At 68.0% G+C, this 17,279-nt stretch carries 19 protein-coding genes; 7 read left to right on the forward strand and 12 right to left on the reverse strand.

Annotation, left to right across the window (positions count from 1 at the left end):
* The first annotated feature begins 159 nt into the window (after window positions 1-159).
* Window positions 160-2,412, forward strand: a complete 2,253-nt coding sequence (locus ACFXKA_RS12855) for a serine/threonine-protein kinase (RefSeq protein ID WP_379427319.1) — start codon at window positions 160-162, stop codon at window positions 2,410-2,412.
* A 160-nt stretch (window positions 2,413-2,572) separates the two neighbouring features.
* Here ACFXKA_RS12855 and ACFXKA_RS12860 read toward each other — a convergent pair whose 3' ends face one another.
* From ACFXKA_RS12860 to ACFXKA_RS12870, 3 genes are all read right to left on the reverse strand, one after another.
* On the reverse strand, window positions 2,573-3,709 hold the full coding sequence (locus ACFXKA_RS12860) for an NAD(P)/FAD-dependent oxidoreductase (protein ID WP_379427320.1): 1,137 nt from the start codon (window positions 3,707-3,709) through the stop codon (window positions 2,573-2,575).
* Window positions 3,710-3,878: 169 nt separating this feature from the next.
* A complete protein-coding gene (locus ACFXKA_RS12865; RefSeq protein WP_379427321.1) occupies window positions 3,879-4,091 on the reverse strand; it encodes a hypothetical protein in 213 nt (70 codons plus the stop codon).
* 15 nt (window positions 4,092-4,106) lie between these two features.
* Entirely contained in the window at window positions 4,107-4,583 is a 477-nt protein-coding gene (locus ACFXKA_RS12870) for a hypothetical protein (RefSeq protein ID WP_379427323.1), read from the reverse strand.
* 376 nt (window positions 4,584-4,959) lie between these two features.
* Here ACFXKA_RS12870 and ACFXKA_RS12875 point away from each other — a divergent pair, with 376 nt between their 5' ends.
* Complete coding sequence (locus ACFXKA_RS12875) at window positions 4,960-5,838, forward strand: helix-turn-helix domain-containing protein (RefSeq protein WP_379427324.1); 879 nt, start codon at window positions 4,960-4,962, stop codon at window positions 5,836-5,838.
* Complete coding sequence (locus tag ACFXKA_RS12880) at window positions 5,835-6,047, forward strand: DUF397 domain-containing protein (protein ID WP_354833748.1); 213 nt, start codon at window positions 5,835-5,837, stop codon at window positions 6,045-6,047. Before ACFXKA_RS12875 ends, ACFXKA_RS12880 begins: the two co-directional genes overlap by 4 nt.
* 70 nt (window positions 6,048-6,117) lie before the next feature.
* Here the strand turns inward: ACFXKA_RS12880 and ACFXKA_RS12885 are convergent, their stop codons facing one another.
* From ACFXKA_RS12885 to ACFXKA_RS12920, 8 genes are all read right to left on the reverse strand, one after another.
* Entirely contained in the window at window positions 6,118-6,450 is a 333-nt protein-coding gene (locus ACFXKA_RS12885) for a hemophore-related protein (protein WP_354833750.1), read from the reverse strand.
* Between the two features lie 128 nt (window positions 6,451-6,578).
* Window positions 6,579-7,940 (reverse strand): sensor histidine kinase, encoded by a 1,362-nt coding sequence (locus ACFXKA_RS12890; RefSeq protein WP_379427325.1) that lies wholly within the window; start codon window positions 7,938-7,940, stop codon window positions 6,579-6,581.
* Window positions 7,937-8,608, reverse strand: a complete 672-nt coding sequence (locus ACFXKA_RS12895) for a response regulator transcription factor (RefSeq protein WP_379427326.1) — start codon at window positions 8,606-8,608, stop codon at window positions 7,937-7,939. Before ACFXKA_RS12895 ends, ACFXKA_RS12890 begins: the two co-directional genes overlap by 4 nt.
* Before the next feature lie 60 nt (window positions 8,609-8,668).
* Window positions 8,669-9,091 (reverse strand): CBS domain-containing protein, encoded by a 423-nt coding sequence (locus ACFXKA_RS12900; protein ID WP_354833756.1) that lies wholly within the window; start codon window positions 9,089-9,091, stop codon window positions 8,669-8,671.
* A gap of 50 nt (window positions 9,092-9,141) precedes the next feature.
* Window positions 9,142-9,852, reverse strand: coding sequence for an ABC transporter permease (locus tag ACFXKA_RS12905; protein ID WP_354833758.1), 711 nt, complete (start codon window positions 9,850-9,852; stop codon window positions 9,142-9,144).
* Complete coding sequence (locus ACFXKA_RS12910) at window positions 9,849-10,490, reverse strand: ABC transporter permease (RefSeq protein WP_354833760.1); 642 nt, start codon at window positions 10,488-10,490, stop codon at window positions 9,849-9,851. Before ACFXKA_RS12910 ends, ACFXKA_RS12905 begins: the two co-directional genes overlap by 4 nt.
* Window positions 10,487-11,632: an ABC transporter ATP-binding protein gene (locus ACFXKA_RS12915; protein ID WP_379427327.1), complete on the reverse strand. Its 1,146-nt coding sequence runs from the start codon at window positions 11,630-11,632 to the stop codon at window positions 10,487-10,489. The genes ACFXKA_RS12910 and ACFXKA_RS12915 overlap by 4 nt, the downstream gene beginning before the upstream one ends.
* Before the next feature lie 15 nt (window positions 11,633-11,647).
* Window positions 11,648-12,544 carry an ABC transporter substrate-binding protein gene (locus ACFXKA_RS12920; protein WP_379427455.1) on the reverse strand — a complete coding sequence of 299 codons (897 nt, stop codon included), beginning with the start codon at window positions 12,542-12,544 and terminating at the stop codon, window positions 11,648-11,650.
* Between the two features lie 357 nt (window positions 12,545-12,901).
* Between ACFXKA_RS12920 and ACFXKA_RS12925 the strand changes: the two genes are divergently transcribed.
* The 3 genes from ACFXKA_RS12925 (at window position 12,902) to ACFXKA_RS12935 (ending at window position 15,001) form a co-directional block, all read left to right on the forward strand.
* The gene (locus ACFXKA_RS12925; protein ID WP_379427328.1) at window positions 12,902-13,876 is read left to right on the forward strand and encodes a glycine betaine ABC transporter substrate-binding protein; all 975 of its coding nucleotides are present in this window, start codon (window positions 12,902-12,904) and stop codon (window positions 13,874-13,876) included.
* Between the two features lie 177 nt (window positions 13,877-14,053).
* The gene (locus ACFXKA_RS12930) at window positions 14,054-14,716 is read left to right on the forward strand and encodes a Crp/Fnr family transcriptional regulator (protein ID WP_354833765.1); all 663 of its coding nucleotides are present in this window, start codon (window positions 14,054-14,056) and stop codon (window positions 14,714-14,716) included.
* A 117-nt stretch (window positions 14,717-14,833) separates the two neighbouring features.
* A complete protein-coding gene (locus ACFXKA_RS12935) occupies window positions 14,834-15,001 on the forward strand; it encodes a hypothetical protein (protein WP_379427330.1) in 168 nt (55 codons plus the stop codon).
* 9 nt (window positions 15,002-15,010) lie between these two features.
* Here the strand turns inward: ACFXKA_RS12935 and ACFXKA_RS12940 are convergent, their stop codons facing one another.
* The gene (locus ACFXKA_RS12940; protein WP_379427331.1) at window positions 15,011-15,637 is read right to left on the reverse strand and encodes a TetR/AcrR family transcriptional regulator; all 627 of its coding nucleotides are present in this window, start codon (window positions 15,635-15,637) and stop codon (window positions 15,011-15,013) included.
* A 114-nt stretch (window positions 15,638-15,751) separates the two neighbouring features.
* On the opposite strand from ACFXKA_RS12940, the gene ACFXKA_RS12945 reads away from it, so the two are divergent.
* A complete protein-coding gene (locus ACFXKA_RS12945; RefSeq protein ID WP_379427332.1) occupies window positions 15,752-17,272 on the forward strand; it encodes a flavin-containing monooxygenase in 1,521 nt (506 codons plus the stop codon).
* Window positions 17,273-17,279 lie beyond the last annotated feature (7 nt).

Raw genomic sequence — 17,279 nt, forward strand, 5'->3', positions numbered from 1 at the left:
GTGCCGCCTCAGGTGTTGGTGTGTGCTCGATGGTTGCGCGATAGGCTTTGGAGGTGCCGGTCAGGGTGGATGGCACCGAAGCTGTGTCGAATATTCAGGTGTGGTTGTCGAACATCGCGTGGGGCCACACCTCGGGGATCCGCGTCTCGGGGTATCGATGTGGTGCATGAGTCCCTCGAGGATCTGATCGTCGATCCGGCCGAACGGAGCCGCACGGCGCTCGCCGGGGCGGTGGCCCGGTTCGAGCAGGCGTGGGCGGCGTCGGGGTGTCCTCCCGACCTGTCGGCGTATCTGCCCGACGCCGATGCCGAGCGGCGGGCGGTGCTGGTGGAGCTGATCAAGGTCGATCTCGAGAACCGCTGGGTGCGGCATCATTTTCCCAAGCGGCTGGCCGAGTATTGCGAGCAGTACGCCGAACTGCGCAGCGGCCCACTGCCTGCGGACCTGGTTTATGAGGAGTACCACGCCCTGCGTCGCGGCTCGCAGCCGGTCGCGGCGGCGGAGCCGACGGAGCCCGGGGCTACGGAGATCGGCCGGCCTCCGGTCCAGTTGGACACCACCGCTTATCGCAGCACGATGGTTGCTCGCCCGAGTGCGCAGGTTGCCCTGGGGGCCATCAATCCGGGGGACCGGGTGGGGGATTTCGATCTGCTGGCGATGATCGGGGAGGGCACGTTCGCTCGCGTGTATCTGGCGCGGCAGCGCTCGATGCAGCGGCTGGTCGCGGTCAAGATCTCGCACAACCACGGCACCGAGCCGGAGACCCTCGCCCAGCTCGACCACGAGTACATCGTGCGGATCTTCGACCAGCGACTGATCGCCGACGGTGAACTCAAGCTGCTCTACATGCAGTACCTGCCGGGCGGCACGCTGCTCGACGTGCTGAATCGACTGCGATCGACCCCGGTGCAGGCCCGCAGTGGGCAGGTGCTGCTCGATGCCGTCGACGGGGTACTCCAGGACAAGGGCGAGGTTCGTGCCACCGATTCGGCGGTGCGGGCCCGGATCGCCGCGATGACGTGGCCGGAAACGGTTGCCTGGCTCGGGTGTCGGCTTGCCGATGCGCTGGGGCATGCCGCCGGACGCGGGGTGCTGCATCGCGATATCAAACCGGCGAACGTGCTGCTCAGTGCCGACGGTATACCCAAGCTCGCCGACTTCAATGTCAGCTTCAGCCAGCACATCCGGGGCACCAGCCCGCTGGCGTATTTCGGTGGATCGCTGGCCTACATGTCGCCCGAACAGCTCGAGGCGTGTCATCCGGAGCTGCCGGGGACCGCCGGTGACCTCGACACGCGCAGCGACATCTATGCGCTGGCCGTGATGTTGTGGGCGTTGCTCACCGGGCGGATCCCGTTCGCGGACGAGGAATTCGCCGGTATGTCGGAGACGTCGCTGGGCCGCATGCTCGAGCTGCGCCGCCGGCCCATCGATCCGCGGTATCTGTCCGATGTTCCCGCCGATTGCCCCGCGGCGCTGCGGCAGGTGCTGCTGACCTGCCTGTCACCGGACCGCGAGCACCGGTACGGCAGTGGATCGGAATTGGCCCTGCAGTTCGATCTGTGCCTCGACGCGCGGGCCCGAGACCTCGTCTACCCACCGGAGAACAGTTGGCGCGCACGGCTTTCGCGCCATCCCGTCCCGATCCTGTGGCTCATCGCATTGATCGGCGTCGGACCGGCGTTGCTCTACCTGTACGGGCAGAGCTTGCAGTTCGGCAGAGGGCGCCCGTCAGGGGCCGTCCACTCGGAGCTCATCCAGGCCTCGAACACTTTTCATCTGATCGCCTGGCCGCTGGCCATCGTGAGCTGGGTCTACCTGTGCCGGCATCTGATCGCGGTGCCACGCGGCCTGCGCAAGGGCAGACGCTACGACGAGGCGATGTTGGCCCGCGTCCGATCACGCACCCTGTTCTGGGCCGACTTCGACGTGATGTTCACCCTGGTGTTCTGGATGATCGGCGCGGGGGTGTGGGTGGCCCTGCTCGGCGCGATAGCCGCTCGTCCGCCGCGGCTGTTGGCCCATGCGGCGATGCTGGTGCTGGTGTGCGGCGCGATCGCGGTCTCCTACATGTTCTTCCTGCAGGCGTTCTACATCGTCCGCTGCGTCTACCCGATCTACCTGCGCCATGGGCACACGACCGTTCGCGATGCCGCCCGCCTCCGGGCATTGCACCGACGAAGCACGGTCTACCTCGGCATCGCCGCATCGGTGCCCCTGGTCGCCGTGCTGACCGGATTCCTCTACCTCGAGCCTGACGAGCGCGTCCGCATCATGAATTCGGTGCTGTGGTTGTGCGGGATCACCGGTCTCGCGTTCGTGGCCACCTATTGGCTGTTCCGAAAACTGGACGCGGACCTGCGCGCCCTCGAATGGGTCGTCGAGAAGCGATCGGGTGTCGAGATCGCATGAGCACTCCCGGCCGATGCCAGGAGGCCAGTCGTTGTGATTCGTTTGCCGCATGTCGGATTCTGTTGCGCGGCATGATGTCCGGCCCTGGTCGATGAGTTGTGGCGCCGGCAGAGCTGCTGATGGCGACAGGCTGGTGGGACGGCAGGACCGGCCGTTCGTCTCAGGACCCGAACCAGCGCCGGCGACGGTCTGCTGCGAACTCCGCTTTCTCCCTGGCGAATTCGGCGGACGGTCCGAGGAACGGAGCCACCGGGGCCGGGCCGGACAGGAAGTCCGCTTCCACCTTCCCGACGAGGCCGCCGCCGAACTCGATGTGGCACGTGCCCTGTCCCAGGTATCTGCCCTCGTGCGGGTTGTCGTGCAGGCCGGCGATGATGTCCGCCGCGACGGTCCGTGCCGCCGTCTCGGCGAAGACGCCCGCCCGGGGCACGGGGGCGTCCGCACAGTCGCCCAGCGCGTACACCCCCGGGTACGGGGTCGCAAGGGTGGCCGCGTCGACATGGATCCAGCCGTCCACCCCGCCCTCCGTCAGGCCTGAGGACTGCACGACATCCGGAACCCGGTGGCGGGGGACCCCGACGAACAGGTCATAGGCGAGGTCGCCGCCGCGCGTCGACGCGGTGTGCGTGGCCGGGTCCAGGGCGCGCACCCGCGTTCCGGTCGTGTACTCGATGCCGCGGTCCGCGAGTGCGCCGACGATCGCGGTGTTGGAGCTGGGGGACACCGGGATGGGGGAGTCCATCGGGGTGAGCATTCGCATGCGGGTCGCACCGCGCAGGTTGCGTCGCACGAGTTCCTCGTGGAGCAGCAGCGCACCTTCGTACGGTGCCGGTGGGCACTTGAACGGGACGCTGAGGATCGACAGCAGGACGGTGCCGCCGGTGAAGGCGTCGAGGCGTTCACGCAGCCGGTGGACTCCCTGGAGCGAGTAGTACTCGTGACCGTCCTCGACGAATCCGGGGGTGGCACCGCAGTCGTACTCCGCACCCAGCGCGACGACGAGCGTGTCCGGCGCGTACCCGCCACGGTCGGTGGTGACCTTGCGGTTGGCGGGGTCGATCGCGGTGACCGTTTCGCGCCGGAACTCCACGGCAGGAAGATTCAGGGTGTCGTACGGAATCCGGACGTCGTCGACAGTGCGGTCCCGGAACAGCACGTCCAACTTGGAGAAACCGAATACGAATCCGTCGGCGCGGTCGAGGAGTGTCACCCGGACCTCGTCCGGTACGGACCGGGACAGGCTGGCGGCGAGTTCGAGCCCACCGAATCCCGCACCCAGGATCAGAACGGTGTGCATCGTTCGAGTATGCGCCTGAGGGTGCACGATGGACAGGACCTGCCGAGGGGACATCGATCGGTGAGCGCGGCGTATTGTGCCGGCTCGGACGTCGTCATTCGTGCACCCGGCTCGCTTGTGCCAGTAGCCGACGGCACCGTGGTGGTCGAGTGCCTGTCGGGCTGGGTTGTCATGTTGTGGGCGCGAGCTGGGTCGCCAAGCGGGCGGCCTCGCGTCTCGAGGCTGCGGCCACGCGCTTTTCGCCTTCGATGCGGGCTCGGATTGCGGCGACGGAGCGGTGGTCGGGGATGCGTGGGCTGGGGAGGTATCGTCGGCCGGTCTGCGCGAGATGCCATGCGAGGAACATGAAAGTACTTGCGGTGGTGATGATTTCGGTGAGCATGATGTCCTCTCGTGGCTAGGCGGGGTAGGTGCGGGGGATGTCGCGGAGGACAATGCGGATCGCGCGGAGGACCGCGGTGATGGGCTGGAGGCTCTCCGACTGCGGGTATCTGAACCAGTGGGGCTCGGGTCCGCTGGGCGGGAGCGTGGAGGGGAGGGTGATTTGCCTTCCCGGCGGCAGGAACTCGCACTGCGCGCGACGGCGGAGATCGGCGGCGCAGCCGGTCATGTCGAGTGGGCTCGGGGCGGCCAGGAGGATGAGGTCGCCGCTGCCGGTGCCCTCGTCCAGGATCGGCGTGACCTTCTTGCTCCAGAACAGCTCATCGTCGATCAGCGCCGCCAGGCCGCTCGGCGCATTGATCGCGCTGATATCGCTGGTGGACAGCGTGATTCGGGTGCCCGATACCCGACAGGGCAGACCGTAGAGCTCCCGGTACAGCCACACCCGCCGTTCGATCGGAGTTTCACCGGTCATGCCTGCGCATGTGGGCATCGGCTCGCACCTTCCTTGAGATACTTGCGGGCACTCTCCGAGCGCGGGCACGGCGGTTCGCAGGTGGCGTGGATTGCCAGAATCCCTTCGGCGCGTTGGCGACTGACCGGCCAGATGCGGCTGTTGTGACAACCATCGGCGACCCATCCTTCGACCGTTCGCGGGTAGGTGACCATCTGAAGTCCTCTCGGCGGCGTCGTGGTCTGCCTCGAAGCTCACTCCTGTTCCGGTGGCATGAAAACTGAAAACTGGAAATCCAGATCGAGTTTCCTGTTTCCCCAGCGCGTGTCCCGAAGTCGGTGGGACGATTTTCTCGATCCTGAAATCAAGGCCCGCGAAATCTGGGAACTGCGACGGCATCAGAACGGGAAAACCCATGCCCGAGAACACGAGTACCCTCACGCGCCGCCAGTTGGGGCGGTACCTGCGCGAAGCGCGGGAGGCAGCGAAGTTGACTCTGAGTCAGGCGGCGAAGGTCATGGAGTGGGGCACAAGCACTCTCCAGCGGATCGAGGTCGGCGAGACGGCCAAGATTCGCATACACGACTTGGACAAGCTGATCAGTCTGTACGAGGTCGACGACCACTGGGCGGTCACCCTGCGTGCCATGGCACAGCAGGCGGCGGTCAAGAGTTGGTATCACGAGTTCGGTTCGGTTATCCCCGAAGACTTCCGGCTGTATGTCGACATGGAATACAACGCCCGGATAGTGACGTCGTTCCAGCCGGATCTGGTACCTGGCCTGCTCCAGACTCGCCCCTATGCGCGGGTCCTGACCAGCGACGCCTATCCCGATGACGACGAAGCCAAGCTCGGCGGCAGACTCGAGTTGAAGGCCCGGCGACAACGCGCCGTCACCCGTGATGTCAACCCGATCCAGTTCAACGTCATCCTCGGAGAAACTGTGTTGCGCAGAGTCATCGGAGGGCCGAAGGTAATGGCAAACCAGCTCGAGTACCTCGCCACAGCCAGCACCCGGCCCAACGTCTGCCTCCGGGTCCTTCCGTTCTCCGCGGGAATGCCAACGGGTCGTCAGACCGGTCCGTTCGTGATCCTCGAATCGAAGCTCGACAGCCGAGGCGATCCGGCCGAGCCGCCGACTGTGTACGGAGAGGGATTCTCGACGGACATGTACACGGAGAAGTCGGACATCGTCGAAAGCTACGCATCCGCCTTCAGGATTCTCCAGCGAGCAGCGTTGGACGAGATGCGCAGCAGGCAACTGGTGCGTGATGCAGCAAGGGAGTATCTGTGAACGACGAACTACGCGAAGCGCTTTGGTTCAAGAGCAGTAAGAGCGGCGGCGGCAAGGAGTGCGTCGAGGCCGCGTTCCTGGTCGGGGGCCGGGTCGGTGTTCGTGACTCCAAGCATCCCGCCGGGCCGGCGCATGTCTTCACCGCCGGTCAGTGGGATGCGTTCGTGGGCGCGGTCATGGCGGGGAAGTTCGACCTGTCCCGCGTTTGATCGATCGAAAAGGCGCCGAAATGCGCACGGGGCCCGGTCATTTCGACCGGGCCCCGTACGTGGTGACCGCTTACCTGTGGCGTCCGCAGGCCTTGTGGTAGTCGATCACGGCCTGGCGGGCGGCCTTCAGGTCCTGTGCCTCCTGCGGGTTGGCCTGCCGCCACGCTTGCCGTTCGGCGCGGCGCTGGTCCTTGGGCAGGCTCTTCACCTTGGCGATCTCGGCGGCCACATCCGGGTGCTGCGCCAGGTAGGCGGCGACCTTGGGGGCGGCGTCCGCGCGGGCCGCGGCGGCGGCCTGCGGGCTGCACTGCGGTGTGTCCGCGGAGGCGGTGCCCGGCACGGCCAGGGCGATGGCGGCCGCTCCGGCGGCGCCGACCAGGGCCGCGGCAAGGGTGCGTTTCATTCTCACTCCAGGTTCGTGGGTTGTGGTCCCCACCGAATCTGCCCGCGAAAGCTGAAGGCGGCCTGAATCGGCCGGCCATCTTCAGGTGATCTTCAGCCACACCTCGGCAACACCGGCAAGCCCGGTGATCACGGGCGAGCCGGCGGTGCGCTGCGGGGCAGGCGGAGGACGAAGACGGCTCCGGTCGTGCCTGGGGCGGGGTCGGCGCAGGTCAGATCGCCGCCGTGCGCGCGGGCCAGGCCGCGCGCGATGGCCAGGCCCAGACCCGAACCGTCCGGGCGATGGTGGCGGGCATGGTCGAGACGCACCAGGCGGTCGAAGATACGCTCGCGATCCCCGGCCGGAATGCCGGGGCCGCTGTCGGAGACGACGACGTCGACGGCATCGGCATACGCGCGCAGCTCGACGGTGACGCTGCCGTCGTCCTTCATGGCCTGGCAGGCATTGCTGCACAGGTTGGTGAGGATCTGGGTGATGCGCTCGGGATCGGCGGGCACGGTGGCCGCCTCGCCGGTGAGCCGGAATTCGGTGTGCGGGTGCAGCATTCGCATGCGGTCGAGGTGCGTGGCGGCCACCTCGTACAGGTCCACCGGTTCGAGCCGGAGCTGCAGGCCGGCGTCGATGCGGGCCAGGTCCAGCAGGTCGTCGACCAGGCGGCCCGCGCGCTGGGTCTCGCGGACCAGGAGCAGCAGCATGCGCTGGCGGTCCTCGGGATCGGTGTCCGCGGGCTGCTGGAACACCGCTTCGGCCAGCGAGCGCACGCCGGTGATGGGGGTGCGCAGTTCGTGGGCGGCGTCGCCGACGAACACCCGGATGCGCTGTTCGGAGGCGCGGGCGCGGGCCTCGGCGGCGGCGGTGTCGCGCAGCGCGCCCTCCAGGGCATCGAGCATCTCGTCGAAAGCGGCTGCGGTGCGGCCCAATTCGGTATCGGTGCGGGATGGTTCGAGGCGGCGGCCGAGGTGGCCGTGCGCGATATCGCGGGCCAGCCGGGTCATGGTGTCGAGGGGCGCGAGCGCACGGCGCACCCCGAGCCAGAGTCCGAGCGAGATCACCGCGATGGCCCCGGTGGTGGCCAGGGCCAGCAGCAGTCCCAGCCGCGACTGCACCCGGGCGATCAGCGGCGTGTCCACCTGCAGGGTGAGCCGGCTGTCGTTGAGCGTCCCGGGCCCGGTGAGTTTGATGAGGCGGGTCTTGGTGGTGCTGTCCTCGGCCAGCCGGTGGTCGAGGCTGCCGAAGGTGCGTCCGTCGGGCAGCACCAGCCGGACCCGCACCGAATGCGTGTCCACCCGGGTGATCAGGTTCTCCGGCGAAACCCCTTCCTGCGCGAGCTGTCTGGCCAGCTGGGCGCGGTCGGTGAGCACGGTGTTCTCGCTGCGGGTCACCACCACCCCGAACAACGCGTGCACGCTCAGCGCGACCAGCACCAGGACGATGCCGGAAACCAGTGCGGCCGTGAGGGTTACGCGACCACGCAGCGAGACGGTCCTCACCGCGGCACCCGCAGCGTGTAGCCGAGGCCGCGCACGGTGTGCACCACCCGCTCCCCGTGTTCCTCGAGCTTGCGGCGCAGTGCGCTCACGTGCACCTCGACCAGGTTGGGGTCGTAGTCCTCGTATCCCCAGACGGCCGTGAGGATCTGGGTCTTGGTGAGCACCCGGTCCCGCTGCGCGGCCAGGTAGCCCAGCAGCTTGAATTCGGTGGCGGTCAGGGTGAGCTCGTGTCCGGCCCGCCGCGCGCCGCCGGCGTCCACGTCCACCTCGAGGTCGCCGATCACGATGCGGCTCTGGAGTTTTCCCATCCGCCGCAGCAGCGCGTCCACCCGCGCCACCAGCTCGACGAGGTCGAAGGGTTTCACCACGTAGTCGTCGGACCCGGCGCGCAGTCCGCGCACCCGATCCTCGACGCCGTCGCGGGCGGTGAGCATGACCACGCCGGCCGCCGAGCGGGCCCGCACCGATTCCAGCAGGGCGAAGCCGTCGCGGCCGGGCAGCATCACATCGAGGACCACGACATCGGGCCGGAACTGGGCCAGGTCCTGTTCCAGCAGGCCGCCGTCCGCACGCGCGAGCACCTCGTGCCCGGCGGCGGACAGCCCGGCTCCTACCGCGGCCCGAATGGCCTCGGCGTCTTCGATGACAAGAATGCGTCCCGGTTGCACCCGGCAATTCTCAGGCCTGTGCCTGTGAATCCGCTGCGAACCGGGACGCCTCCCGGGCTTTTAGTGCGGGACCGCGACGGCGGTAATGAATTCCGCCAGCTTCCTGTCGTCGATGTTCTTGGCAAGGTCGGATTCACAGATCATGCCGGCCAGTTGGTTGCCCTTACGCATATCGAGAACTGGCATGCGCTTGATCTGGTTCCGTTCCATGACGTCGAGGACGGTACTCATATCCGTGTCGACATCGACCGACCACACGCGGCCCTGGGCCAGATCGCCGGCTCGGACCCGGCTGGGGTCGTGCCCCATGGCGACGCAGTGCACGACGATGTCACGGTCGGTGAGCATGCCGATCAGCGTGTCGCCCTCACAGATGGGGAGCGCGCCGACGTCCATGTTGCGCATCAGCTGAGCGGCGCGATCCAGGGTTTCATCAGCGGGGATGCATTCCGCACTCCGGTGCATGATGTCGCGAGCCTTCACTGCAACCTCCTGTCTCGGGATGGGTGTGCCAGGAGACATCGTGACCCCGATCACACCGGAAGGTCAATGCGCATGTTTCGGAAGCGACCCGTGACCCGGCGCAACCGGCCGGTTCCCGGCACACTCAGCCACACCACGAACGCCAGCAGACCGTCCAGGATCAGCGCCAGCGCGGCCACCAGGATCGCGCCCACGAGCACCTTGTCGTAGCGGTAGAGGCTGATGCCGTCGAAGATGTAGCGGCCCAGCCCGCCCAGGTTCACGTAGGCGGCGATGGTCGCGGTCGCCACCACCTGCAGGGTGGCCGCGCGCAGACCGCTGAGCAGCACCGGCATGGCATTGGGCAGCTCGACCCGCAGCAGCACCCGGGGTTCGCTCATGCCCACGGCCCGCGAGGCGTCGACCACGATCGGGTCCACATTCGCGATGCCCGCGTACGCGCCCGCCAGCAGCGGCGGAATGCCGACGGTGAGCAGGGCCAGCAGCGGCGGGGTCAGGCCCAGACCCATGAGCAGCACCACGAAGGTCAGCACGCCCAGGGTCGGCAGCGCGCGCATGGAGTTGGCGAAGCCGACGATGAGGGCCGACCCGCGGCGGGTGTGCCCGATCAGCAGGCCGATCGGCACCGCGATCACCGCCGACAGGCCCACGGCCAGCAGGCTGTACCAGAGGTGCTCGAGAATGCGGCGCCCGATGCCGGCCGGGCCGGACCAGTTCGCGCCGTCTGTCAGGAAGTGCCAGGCATCCAGGAAGAGGTTCATGCCGCACGCCCCTTCAGCCACGGCGTCGCCACCCGGCCGAGCAGGTACAGCAGGCGGTCCACGATCAGGGCCAGCACCAGCACCACGATGATGCCCGCGACGATCTCGTCCGGGTAGTCGCGCTGATAGCCCTGGGTGAACAGCTTGCCGAGCCCGCCGACGCCGATCAGCGCGCCGACGGTCACCATCGAGATATTGGTGACGGCCACGACCCGCAGGTTGGCCATGAAAACCGGTAGGGCGAGCGGGAAGTCGACGGTGAGCACCCGTCGCCAGCGCGGGTAGCCGATGGCGTCGGCGGCGTCGAGGGTGTCGGCGGGCACCGAATCCAGGGCGGTGGGAACCGCCGTGATGAGCAGCGCCACCGAGTAGATGGTCAGCGCGATAACCACATTCAGCGGATCGATGACGCCGAGGCCCAGTAGCGGCGGCAGAATGACGAACAGCGCCAGCGACGGAATCGTGTACGCGACACTGGCCGCCGTGGTGGTGACCCGCCGCAGCCAGCGCGCCCGATGCGCCAGCGCGCCCGCCGGGATCGCGATCACCAGGCCCAGCAGCAGCGGCAGCAGGGCCAGATATAGATGGGTGCGTGCGTATCCGGCGATCTCGTCGAAATTGTCGAGAAGGTACCTCACCGGGGCTCCTCGAAGAAGACCCGATTGCGTTCGACCTCCTCGGCGGTGCGCTGCCGGTGCAGCTGCTCCAGCACGTCGCGCGCGTAGATCGCACCCACCGCCGCCCCGGAATCATCCACCGCCACACCGATTTCCGACGGCGAGGAGATGGCGGAGTCGAGCGCCTGGCGCAGATCGCCGTCCTGCGGGAAGAGCGAGCCGCCCGCGGCCATGCTGTCGGTCAGCGCGTGCCCGGCGCGCACGCCCTCCACGCCGGTGGTGTCGATCCAGCCCATGGGCCGCTTGGCCCGGTCGATGACGAGCCGCCATTCGCCCAGCGCCAGCCGGACGCCGGGCACCTCCTCCGGCGTGACCGTCGAGAGTTCGTGCAGCGGAACGGTATCGGCGGTGCGGAAGGACAGCTCCCGGTAGCCGCGGTCGCGGCCCACGAAGCCGGCCACGAAATCGGTGGCGGGCTGGGCGAGTACGGTCCGCGGCACATCGTGCTGCTGGAGGTAGCCGCCGGGGCCGAAGACGGCGATGTGGTCGCCGAGCTTGATGGCCTCGTCGATGTCGTGGGTGACGAAGACGATGGTCTTGTGCAGTTCGGACTGCAGCCGCAGCATCTCGTTCTGAAGTTCGGTGCGCACCACCGGGTCGACGGCGCTGAACGGTTCGTCCATCAGCAGGATCGGCGGGTCCGCGGCCAGCGCCCGGGCCACGCCCACGCGCTGCTGCTGGCCACCCGACAGCTGCGCCGGATAGCGTTGCGCCAGGCCGCGATCCAGCCCGACCCGGTCCATCACCTCGAGCGCCGCCCGGCGGGCCGCACGACGGGACTGCCCGCGCAGCACCGGCACGGTGGCCACATTGTCGACCACGGTGCGGTGCGGCAGCAGGCCCGCGTTCTGGATCACGTAGCCGATGCCGAGCCGCAGCTCGACCGGATTGCTGCGCGAGATATCCTGCCCGCCAACGGTGATGGTGCCCGTGGTAGGGCTGATCATGCGGTTGATCATGCGCATGGAGGTGGTCTTGCCGCAGCCGGACGGCCCGACGAACACGGTGAACGACCCGGATTCGATGCGCAGGTCGAGGTCGTGGACGGCGGTGGTGCCGTCCGGATACGTCTTGCTGACGCCGGTGAATTCGATGGCGGACACCGTGTTCGGCCCTCCCTAGGCGATCGGCTTGTCGAGCCCCTGCGCGGCCACCCACTGCTTGGCGGCGGCGGCCGGTTCGGTCTTGCTGCTGCCGGAGACGGCGGTATTGAGCGAGATGAGTTCGGCGGTGGTCAGTTTCGCCGAGACCGCGTCGAGCACCTTCGTCAGCTTGTCGCTCTTCTTGGCGGTGTTGTAGAGCGGCGCCACGTTCTGCGGCGGGAAGTTGTGCTTCGGGTCGGTCAGCACCACCAGGTTGTTGGCGGCGATGGCGGGGGAGGTGGTGAAGATGTCGGCCGCGGTGACCTGACCCTCGGTCAGGGCCTTCACGGTGGCGGGGCCGCCGCCGTCGGCGATCGGCACGAAGTTCGCCGCCGCGATGTCCAGGCCGTAGTTCTTCTTCAGGCCGGGCAGCCCGCCGGGCCGCTCGGAGAACTCCGCGGGCGCGGCCAGTTTCACCTCGGCCGAGTGTGCGGCCAGATCGGCGATGCTCGTCAGGTTCCACTTGTCGGCGGTGGCCTTGGTGACCACGACGGCGTCGGAGTCCTCACCGGGCGCGGGGGTGCCGATGGCGAGCTGATCGCCGAGCGCCTTGGTCAGTGCCGCGTTCACCTCGTCCGGGGTGGTGGCGGTGCTCGACTTGTCCAGGTACTGCAGCAGATTGCCGGTGTAGTCCGGGATGAGGGTGATGGCGCACTGCTTCAGCGCGGGGACGTAGGCTTCGCGGCTGCCGATATTGAGCTTGGTGTCGATACCGAAACCGTTGGTGCGCAAGGCTTCCGCGTAGACATCGGCCACCGTCTCGGATTCCGGGAAATTGGCCGAGCCGACAGTCACCCGGTTGGCGTCGCTGCCGCAGTCGCCGCCACCGCCGAGCGGATTGGACTTGGAGCCGCCACAGGCGGACAGCGCCATGGCCGCGGCCAGCGCCACCGACGCGGCCAGAATTCGGAGTACGGTCCGGGCGGTGCGCCTGCCGTCGGCGCGGGTGGTGATGAGCGAGTGCACTGTCGTCCTTCCGAGCGGGGTGCCTGCGCGGGCGGGGCGGATTCCACCCCTGAAACAGACTCAACTGTCCATATTGCCCGGCTGTTCCTGCGAACGTTGCCTACCTGTGGTCGGTTTCGTGCATTTGGCGGATACGGTCGAGCCATCCTGCCGGGGCGTTTCCAGCGGGAGAACCTCTCGGCTCGAGCTGCGCGGAACTCCGCGGTGCGCTCATGCGCGGGTCGGTTTCGCACGGGGGAGGGGTGGGGCGGCAGACTGTTGCGCGTGTCCGGCACAGACTCCTCCGCACCGCGCGCCCTCGGCCGTCGCGCCCGCTCGCTCCGCCGCGCACGGCGGCCCCGCCTCGGGTCGGCGCTGCTGGTCGTCGCGGTCGCCGCGGCCGCGGTGGCCTGCGGCAGCTCGGGCACCGGACCGGTATTGACGGTGGGAGCGGGCAATTCGGCGGAATCGATGATGATCGCCGAGATCTACGCGGGCGCGCTGGCCCGCGCCGGACTGCGCACCCGGGTCGAGGATCGGATCGGACAGCGCACGGATCTGCTCGCGGCCCTCGACACCGATCGGATCGCGCTGTTCGGCGATGTCAGCGGAGATCTGCTGACCGCCCTGGACTCCACCGCGAACGCCACCAAACCGGACGAGGTGAATGCGGCGCTGTCCAAGGCGCTTCCGGAGGGCGTAATCGACTCCGATGCCGCCGACGGCACCGACCTTCGCCCCACCGTGGTCGCCGCCGCCGCCCGCCCCGACGGCCTGCCGTCCTCGCTGAAGGACCTGGGCACCCGCTGCGCCGAGATCACCATCGGCATCGACACCGGCGCGCCGCTGGACGCCCTGCGCGCCCCGCTCGACCCGCAACGCGACGTCCTGGATCCGCTGCGCACCGTCTACCACTGTGCGATCAGCCACCCGGTCACCTTCGACACCGACACCGACCTGCGAAAAGCCCTCTCCAACGGGGAAATCCAGCTGGCCGTCCTGCCCGGCCCGCCCGCCTTCCTCCCCGACGGCGGCGCCGACCTCGCCCCACTCGCCGACCCCGACTATGCCTTCCGCGCCGCCATGGTCCTCCCGGTCATCCGCAAATCCGCGTTGACCGACCAGCAACTCCGCAAACTCAACTCTGTCGCCGGCGAACTCACCACCACCGACCTGGCCGACATGATCCACCAGGTCCGCGACCAGGGCGCCGTCCCCGCCGCCGTCGCCCGGGTCTGGCTCGACGCGCACGCCCTGTGACCCCGGTCCGGTCGTGAATCCGTAACACCTCGGCGTCCCCTGCGTCGCAACCGGTTTCGCTCGCCTACCGTGGATGGATCGGGGCAGCTTCTCACGGCGGTACGGAAACCGGATACGACTGTGAACCCATCAGGCGGCGGGCATCTGGGCGATTGGCCCTGGCCTACGGGGACTTTCATGGAACGGCTGTGCGCGCGCAGCCGCCAGGACCTGCTCCAGCTCGGCGTGCAGACCTACTGCCCGCCGGGCACCGTGCTCATGCGCCAGGGCGAACCCGGCACCACGGTGTACCTGCTGCGCTCGCGGGATCGCACGCTGTCGGCGTGCGTGAAGATCACCGCGGCCGACGGCAAGCTCTTCGCCATCCGGGTCAGTGGTGACGTGATCGGCGAACTGGGTGCGCTGGTACCGGATTCGCCACGATCCAATACCGCGACGGTGTGCACCGCCACCATCGCGCACCGCATTCCGGGATCGGTGTTCATGGCGTTCCTGGAATCTCATCCGGACGGTTCGCTGGTGCTGTGCCGCTCGCTGGCGGACCGGCTGGCCTGGTCCGATCAGCGGCGCCTGGACTTCGGCGGCTGCCACGTGCAGATCCGGCTGGCCCGCCTGCTGGTCGAATTCGTCGAATCCTGCGGGCGGCGTGCGGAAGCGGGGTGGGAGATCACCGTGCGACTGTCCTACGAAGAGCTCGGCAACCTCGTCGGCGCGGGTGTGGACGCGGTGGGGCTGGCCATGCGCGAGATGCGGGAGGCCGACCTGGTGGGCCTGTACAACCGGCACGTCCACGTCCGGGACCTCGAAAAACTGCGTCGGTTCGCGGAATTGGATGAGTGATTTCCGAAATCCTGCTGAGGGACCTGATTTTTCAGGCGTTCGCACACCCGCGCCGTGTCACCCTCGAGGAGTCTCCCCATCATGGATCTGGGGCAAAACCCTCGGGAGGTGTGACCGATGCCGGCACCCGAAATACCGTCCGGATGTACAGCGGTCGACGAGCTCTATCGCGCACTGACAATTGTCCACAGCTCGCTGGCGGCCGCGCTCATCGTCGCCGCCGTGACGGGGCGGTGGCCGGACCGGGACGAGCCGGCCATCGTGTTCGCGGTCAGAGTTCGGTAGGTCCCCGCGTCACTGCCGCAGGGCCGCAGCGAGATCCGCGTTGAGGGCCAGCGCCGGGAGGGAGGCGACGAGCATCTCGACCAGGGACTCCCGGGTGATGGGTTCCTCGCGGAGCCAGGTCAGGGTGGTTTCCTCGACGAAGGCGATCCAGCCCCGGACGGCCAGGCCCAGGCGTGGGCGGTCGGGGTCGTCGGCGGGGATGGGGGCCTCGGCGATGATGCGGTCCACCAGGGCCATGCGGGTGGCGTCGACCAGGGCGACCAGTTCGGGGCTGGCGCTGGCCGGGCCGCGGAGCAGGGCCAGGTAGGACGTGCGGTTCTCGGTGACGTAGTCGATGTAGCGCTCGACCGAGTCACGGAGCATGTCGAACAGCGCCAGCGTCGGGTCGGGCGAGGTGCGTTCCAGCAGTTCGGCATTGGCGTGCTGGATGATCGCCAGGTGGAAGTCCTGCTTGGTGGGGAAGTAGTGGAACAGCAGGCCGCGCGAGATGCCGGCCTGCTCGGCGATCTCGCCGATGGAGATGTCGTCGAGGGCACGCTCACCCAGCATGCGGGCGCCGAGTGTGATCAACTGCTCGCGACGTTCGGCGGGGCTCAGGCGCACGCGTTTGCCCCGGCTGTCCGGTCTGCTGCTCACGGCGCGCTCCTTGGTCATCGGTCCAACGTCAGGCCATCTTGTCATGTCCCAGGTCTTACTGAACGTGAGTCAATACTGTTGACTCCCGCTCAATAAGACCTTACGCTCGGATACATGAGTCGCAAGGTTACAGACAAAGCTGTCGGCAACCGGCCGGTCCGGCACTCCCGCGTGATCATCGTCGGCAGCGGGTTCTCGGGCCTGGGCCTGGCCATCCGGCTGAGCCAGCAGGGGCGCACCGATTACCTCGTGCTGGAGCGTGGCAGCGATGTCGGCGGCACCTGGCGCGACAACACCTACCCGGGCGCGGCCTGCGACGTGCCCTCCCAGCTGTACTCCTACTCGTTCGCGCTCAACCCGGAGTGGTCGCGCTCGTTCTCCAAGCAGCCCGAGATCCAGCGCTACATCCAGGGCGTCGCCGACAAGTACGGCGTGCGCGACCGGCACATCTTCGACTGCGAGATGACCGGCGCCCGGTGGAACGCCGAGGACGCCCGCTGGGAGCTCCAGACCAGCCAGGGCCCCTTCACCGCCGACATCCTGGTCTCCGCCGTGGGCGCGCTCTGCGAGCCCAACCTGCCGGATATCAAGGGCATCAACGACTTCCAGGGCGAGATCTTCCACTCCGCCCGCTGGAACCACGACTCCGATCTGACCGGCAAGCGCGTCGCCGTCATCGGCACGGGCGCCTCCGCCATCCAGATCGTCCCCAGCATCGCCGGCCAGGTCGCGCACCTGGACGTGTATCAGCGCACCGCGCCCTGGCTGCTGCCCCGGGTGGACCGCGAGTACCTGGCCCCGGAGAAGTTCGCGCTCAAGCGCATTCCCGCGCTGCGCAGCCTCTACCGCGCCGGGATCTACGCCGCCCGCGAGACCCAGGTGGTCGGGCTGGCCAAGTTCCCGCCCGCCATGCTCGGCCTCGAGGCCATCGCCCGCGCCAAGCTGTTCGCCGAGGTGCGCGATCCGGAGTTGCGCCGCAAGGTCACCCCGAACTTCCGCATCGGCTGCAAGCGCATGCTGATCTCCAACGAGTACTATCCGGCGCTGAGCCGCGACAATGTCGACGTGGTGACCGACGGGATCAAGGAGATCCGTCCGGGCTCCATCGTCACCAAGGACGGCGCCGAGCGCGAGGTCGACGCCATCGTCGTGGCCACCGGCTTCCACGTCACCGACTCGCCGGTCTACGACACCGTCACCGGCCGCGACGGCCGCACGCTCTCCGAGGTCTTCGACGCCATCGGCCAACAGGGCTACAAGGGCTCGGCCATCAACAACTACCCCAACATGTTCTTCATGCTGGGCCCGAACGTGGGCCTGGGGCACACCTCGATGGTGTTCATGCTGGAGTCGCAGATCAACTACATCTCCGACGCCATCGCGCAGTTCGACAACCTGGGCCTGCGTACCGTCGAGGTCCGCAAGGACGTGCAGGACGACTACAACGCCGGCCTGCAGCGCAAACTGGAAGGTGCGGTGTGGAGCACCGGCGGCTGCGCCTCCTGGTATCTCGACAAGCACGGCAACAACACCACACTGTGGCCGGATTTCACCTTCCGGTTCCGCACCCTGCTCGAGCACTTCGATGTCTCGGCGTACGACACGACCACCGAGCCTGTCACACAGGCCGACTAGTCACCCA

This window comes from Nocardia sp. NPDC059228 (genome assembly GCF_042754245.1).
In the GTDB taxonomy this organism is placed as follows: Bacteria; Actinomycetota; Actinomycetes; order Mycobacteriales; family Mycobacteriaceae; genus Nocardia.

Coding starts and splice junctions, on each gene's coding strand:
- ACFXKA_RS12885 (WP_354833750.1), bottom strand. CDS start 6,450: ATGAAACGCACCCTTGCCGCGGCCCTGGTCGGCGCCGCCGGAGCGGCC.
- ACFXKA_RS12865 (WP_379427321.1), bottom strand. CDS start 4,091: ATGCTCACCGAAATCATCACCACCGCAAGTACTTTCATGTTCCTCGCA.
- ACFXKA_RS12870 (WP_379427323.1), bottom strand. CDS start 4,583: ATGCCCACATGCGCAGGCATGACCGGTGAAACTCCGATCGAACGGCGG.
- ACFXKA_RS12905 (WP_354833758.1), bottom strand. CDS start 9,852: ATGAACCTCTTCCTGGATGCCTGGCACTTCCTGACAGACGGCGCGAAC.
- ACFXKA_RS12920 (WP_379427455.1), bottom strand. CDS start 12,544: ATGGCGCTGTCCGCCTGTGGCGGCTCCAAGTCCAATCCGCTCGGCGGT.
- ACFXKA_RS12930 (WP_354833765.1), top strand. CDS start 14,054: ATGGAACGGCTGTGCGCGCGCAGCCGCCAGGACCTGCTCCAGCTCGGC.
- ACFXKA_RS12935 (WP_379427330.1), top strand. CDS start 14,834: ATGCCGGCACCCGAAATACCGTCCGGATGTACAGCGGTCGACGAGCTC.
- ACFXKA_RS12875 (WP_379427324.1), top strand. CDS start 4,960: ATGCCCGAGAACACGAGTACCCTCACGCGCCGCCAGTTGGGGCGGTAC.
- ACFXKA_RS12860 (WP_379427320.1), bottom strand. CDS start 3,709: ATGCACACCGTTCTGATCCTGGGTGCGGGATTCGGTGGGCTCGAACTC.
- ACFXKA_RS12945 (WP_379427332.1), top strand. CDS start 15,752: ATGAGTCGCAAGGTTACAGACAAAGCTGTCGGCAACCGGCCGGTCCGG.